The sequence below is a fragment of the Myroides injenensis M09-0166 genome (assembly GCF_000246945.1).
Taxonomy (GTDB): domain Bacteria; phylum Bacteroidota; class Bacteroidia; order Flavobacteriales; family Flavobacteriaceae; genus Flavobacterium; species Flavobacterium injenense.
Genome location: NZ_BAEX01000137.1, coordinates 1 through 4734, shown reverse-complemented (window position 1 = coordinate 4734; position 4734 = coordinate 1). Strand labels below are relative to the sequence as shown.

General features: G+C 29.6%; 4 protein-coding genes. 2 read left to right on the top strand and 2 right to left on the bottom strand.

Features of this window, described 5'->3' with window-relative positions:
- Positions 1-292: 292 nt before the first annotated feature.
- Positions 293-499 (bottom strand): hypothetical protein, encoded by a 207-nt coding sequence (locus tag RH98_RS14650; protein ID WP_026038939.1) that lies wholly within the window; start codon positions 497-499, stop codon positions 293-295.
- 42 nt (positions 500-541) lie between these two features.
- Between RH98_RS14650 and tnpA the strand changes: the two genes are divergently transcribed.
- Positions 542-778: an IS66 family insertion sequence element accessory protein TnpA gene (gene tnpA, locus RH98_RS14645; RefSeq protein WP_050996175.1), complete on the top strand. Its 237-nt coding sequence runs from the start codon at positions 542-544 to the stop codon at positions 776-778.
- A 221-nt stretch (positions 779-999) separates the two neighbouring features.
- Positions 1000-2652 (top strand): MutS-related protein, encoded by a 1653-nt coding sequence (locus RH98_RS14640; protein ID WP_010257064.1) that lies wholly within the window; start codon positions 1000-1002, stop codon positions 2650-2652.
- On the opposite strand, the gene RH98_RS14635 is transcribed toward RH98_RS14640, so the two are convergent.
- Complete coding sequence (locus RH98_RS14635; RefSeq protein ID WP_010257060.1) at positions 2641-4566, bottom strand: polysaccharide biosynthesis protein; 1926 nt, start codon at positions 4564-4566, stop codon at positions 2641-2643. The genes RH98_RS14640 and RH98_RS14635 overlap by 12 nt on opposite strands.
- Positions 4567-4734: the final 168 nt, after the last annotated feature.

Genomic DNA, 4734 nt, shown 5'->3' with positions numbered 1-4734 from the left:
CAACAAGGGTTTGGCGCAATGGCGGGTTAAGGCTAAAATTGAAGTTTTGGCTTTCTATTCCGCAAAAAAGCCAATTATATTGACTTTTTTGTTAAATTTATTCAATTAATTGGCTTTTGCTACGTGTCGTCTAAATCGAAAGTTCCACCTTCGATTTTCCGCCACTTCGCAAAGCCCCGAACCGTTAGTAAATCTTTTAAAATAGTGTGAACCTATTCCAACAAAGTTATTCTGTAAAATTTTGAGCCTTCACAGCTCTGAAAATTTTACGGAAATAACTTTGATTAACATTTTACTCCTTTTCTCTCCACTCTTTGAAAAACTTTGCTGTTTTAGGGTTTTCAACAAAAAACTGATTTACATTTTCTAATTGATTTCTTAATTCGTCTTTTTCATTAACTAGTATCTGGTACTGCGATTTATCAATGGTATTTTTCACAGCTACATACATAGAAAACCCTGTTGTTAAAGTATCCACCCGAGCAACGACATATTTCATAACCTAATGAAAGATAGTAAGTTTGTCTCAAATAATAAAGAGATGAGCAAACAAGAAATGATGTACTCTCATGTAGAGGATTACAAAGCAAGTGGATTAACCCAATCAAGATACTGTGAAAGCGTAGGAATTAAATTAGCAACATTTAGTTATTGGGTAATAAAGTATAAGAATGAAAATATTCAAAATTCATCGAGTAACTTTATCACTATAAATAAAGAGCATATTACTGAGAGCAAAGAATACGATATTATCTATCCTAATGGAGTTGTAGAATAAGTAGAAATATAGTAAACACCTGATTATAATCACTAATGATTAAACTGAAAACAAACAGCTAAAGAAATTAATCACAAGAAACAATAAATGTCAATTTATTCAGCACATCATTGTTCTCTGGGAGTAATTTCTTAGATAAAAGAATACTATTTAGAATTAACTTCTTGAAACAATCCTTTTGATTAGACATTAACAATATATTTGTAAAAACTAACTAAACTATGAACTGGATAATTGTAACTTTACTACTATTAGTGATATTATATTTATGGAATAGGAATACTCAAATAAAAAAAGACAAAAAACAATATAGTTATTTCTTAAACGATTGGATTAATAATTCTACAGTAAATAACTATGAATTACGAAAGGTAAAAAGATATAAAAAGAATTATAAAACTTCTACCTCCGTATATCAAAAGATAGGTAAGCAAACCAATAAAGATTTGGATTTAGATGAAGTATTCAAAGCGATTGACTTCACTACAACGCCTATTGGCAAACAATACTTATATTATAGACTTCACAATATTGAACATCCTAATTTAGATGATATACATACACGCTTAGAAGAAGCGTTTACTGATGATAGCAACCTTAGAACGAAAACACTTATTTCTTTAAGTAGTATAAATCATAAAGATACCTATTACTTTGAGCAGCTATTCACTAATCCATCTCAAGAGAAAAGAACGTTCTTAACCTATGCTAAAATAATAAACATAGTGACAGTAGTAATTTTTATGACTTCACTATTTTATAGACCTATATTACTTGCAATAGTACCTATCCTCACTATTAATGCTGTTATACATTACAAGAATAAAATAAAACTATTTGAACTTCAATCTGCCATAAAACAATTTACTAAGATATATAACTGTTACTTTTATTTAGTTTCTACACTAGAGCTAAAGAAATACAGTGATTTTAAAGACAATATTCCTGAACTTAAAAGAATAAAGTCAATCAGTAGTTTTCTTGATTCAGAACGAAAAATGGATAATGAAATTGCAACCTTAATATGGTTACCAATAGAATGGCTAAAGATTCTATTTAATGTAGAATACATAGTATTTCACTCATTACTAAAAAAATTAGAAAACCATCAAAAAGACCTTCATGAGCTTTTTATAGCCATAGGTAAAGTAGACCTTGCATTATCACTCTTAAAACTAAAAGCATTAAGACAAACTTCTAAACCCCTTTTTACAACTGATAAAGAGATTGAAGTCAAAGAAATCTATCATCCTTTAATAGAGAAATGTATCAAAAATGATTTAGCACTAGTCAATAATAGTTTACTTCTTACTGGATCTAATATGTCAGGTAAAACAACCTTTATTAGAACTTTTGTAATCAATGCAATACTTGCACAAACACTCGGCTTCACGTTTTCGAAATCATATAAAGCACCTTTCTACAAAATACATACATCAATAAAAATTAGTGATGACTTATCATCTAAGAAAAGTTTCTACCTACAAGAGGTAAGTATCATTAAACGTTTTATAGAAGAAGTGAAAAGTAATGAAATGAATCTAATTGTTTTAGATGAGATACTAAAAGGAACAAATACCATAGAAAGAATATCAGCAAGTGCAGCTATCTTAAGTTATTTAAACATGGATAAAGATACTGTTATGGTATCTACTCATGATTTAGAATTGATAGATTTATTACAACACAACAAATATACCGTAGCACACTTCAAAGAAGAGATTATAAAAGATAAACTATCTTTTGACTATACCATAAAACTAGGTGTTTCTACTACAACAAATGCTTTAAAGATATTAGAAATCCATAACTACCCTAAGGAAATAACTGATAAAGCAAATGACATAAAAAAAAATGTTCAGCTAATTAGCTGAACATTTTTCTTTATCTAAAGTTTCATAAACTGAATTCTGAGATTTAAACTCTGGAACAATGCCTTTCAGCATTTTAACAAAAATTATTGGATCTGCCCTTTCTTCCTCTACCACTAAATGGCATAAGTTTTCAATTAAACTCTTTACCATAATCATATCTTGTTCACGAACTTTTGCTATCATTATTTTTTCATGATGCGTTTTCACAGTATTCTCATCATTTGCCAAAAGCTCCTCAAATATCTTTTCTCCTGGACGTAAACCAGTAATCTTAATATCAATGTCATTTGGATAATTATAACCGCTTAAACGGATCATGCGTTTCGCTAAATCAATTATCTTCATTGATTTCCCCATGTCAAATACAAATATCTCTCCACCATGCCCCATAACTGAAGCTTCCAAAACTAATTGACATGCCTCTGGGATAGTCATAAAAAAACGAGTAATATCAGGATGCGTCACAGTAATTGGTCCTCCATTCTCAATTTGTCTTTTGAATAGAGGAATAACCGATCCATTAGATCCAAGTACATTACCAAAACGAGTGACAATGAAATTAGTGCTACCACTTCTATCTTTTAATGATGACACATATAGTTCGGCAGTCCTTTTAGTAGCCCCCATCACATTGGTAGGATTTACAGCTTTATCAGTTGATACCATCACAAACTTACTAACGCAAAACTCAACTGACAAATCTGCAATTACTTTAGTTCCTTTTACATTTGTATGAATTGCCTCATAAGGAAAAGCTTCCATTAAAGGTACATGCTTATATGCAGCAGCGTGATAAACCATATCTGGACGATACTTAGAGAAGATCCTTCTCATAACATTCTCATCACGAATACTCCCTACAATATAAGTAATATCATTTTTCTTATCAGACTCCATTGTTTGCTGAACATCATATAATGGAGACTCTGCATGATCTATTAGGATTAACTTCTTAAAATTAAGTCTAGCTATTTGACGGGCAATTTCACTACCAATAGACCCAGCAGCCCCTGTAATTAATACAACTTTATTATTAATCTCATTATATACTTCTGGATTATCAAGTTGAATAGCTTTTCTACCAAGTAAATCATCGATCTTTAATTCCTTAATTTGCTTATGACTATAATTACCATCTAACCAATCGGTAGCGGGCGGTATTATTTTAATTTTAACTGGCAACACTTCTAGCCATTCAGATAATTCATTCAATCGCGATCTAGAAATGTTTTGAATAGAAATGACTATATCATCAATACGATTTTTAGTTAGAAATTCCTCGTTAATTAAACTTGGATCAAATACTCTGTAACCACCTATACGCTTACCAATCTTCCCAGGACTATCATCTAAAAATCCAACTACTTCAGTACGCACTTTTGTATCAGCTTGTAGAACTCTAACAGTTATAATACCTGAGTTACCAGCACCGTATATTAATACTCTTCTTTGGTTACGAACATCTAAAATATAAGTATGATAGAACTGACTATAAAATAAGCGTGCTAATATAAGCATCGCAGAGGTAAAAAATAAATGTAAAATTATAAACGAATAAGAATATCTTAAGAAATCTTCAGCATTACTACCAAATAGACCATAACGTTGACTAACACTACAAATTGTAATTAACACCGATGCAAATAAACTAGTAAAAAATATAGTCTCTATATCTTTTATACTAGTCTGTCTTATAATTCCACGATAAGGTTTAAATATAAAAAAACTAACTCCATAGCAAATCAATACAAAAGGTATCTTTGCTACTAATAACTCTAAAGAATAATTACCAAAAAAATTGGTTAAAAATAAACTTGATACAATATAAGTAAATAGTACTATTAATAAATCTATAAATAAAACTATTCCCCGAGGTGTATCTCGCTTAAGCTGCTTTCTCAAAGCTCTTTTCATACTATCTTTTATTTTACTTTATGAATAAGCTCCTAAACTTTTCTGTGCAAAGATAATCGAAAAAAAGATGTTTACTATAATATTAAAATATAAAACAAAATATTTTCTTAATAAACTAATGTAAAAAAAATTAATCTCATATATAAACTATTTAATAATTACTAATTA

Bases quoted from the DNA above. Each gene is read 5' to 3' on its own strand.
- RH98_RS14650 (WP_026038939.1), bottom strand. From the start codon at position 499: ATGAAATATGTCGTTGCTCGGGTGGATACTTTAACAACAGGGTTTTCT.
- tnpA (WP_050996175.1), top strand. From the start codon at position 542: ATGAGCAAACAAGAAATGATGTACTCTCATGTAGAGGATTACAAAGCA.
- RH98_RS14640 (WP_010257064.1), top strand. From the start codon at position 1,000: ATGAACTGGATAATTGTAACTTTACTACTATTAGTGATATTATATTTA.
- RH98_RS14635 (WP_010257060.1), bottom strand. From the start codon at position 4,566: ATGAAAAGAGCTTTGAGAAAGCAGCTTAAGCGAGATACACCTCGGGGA.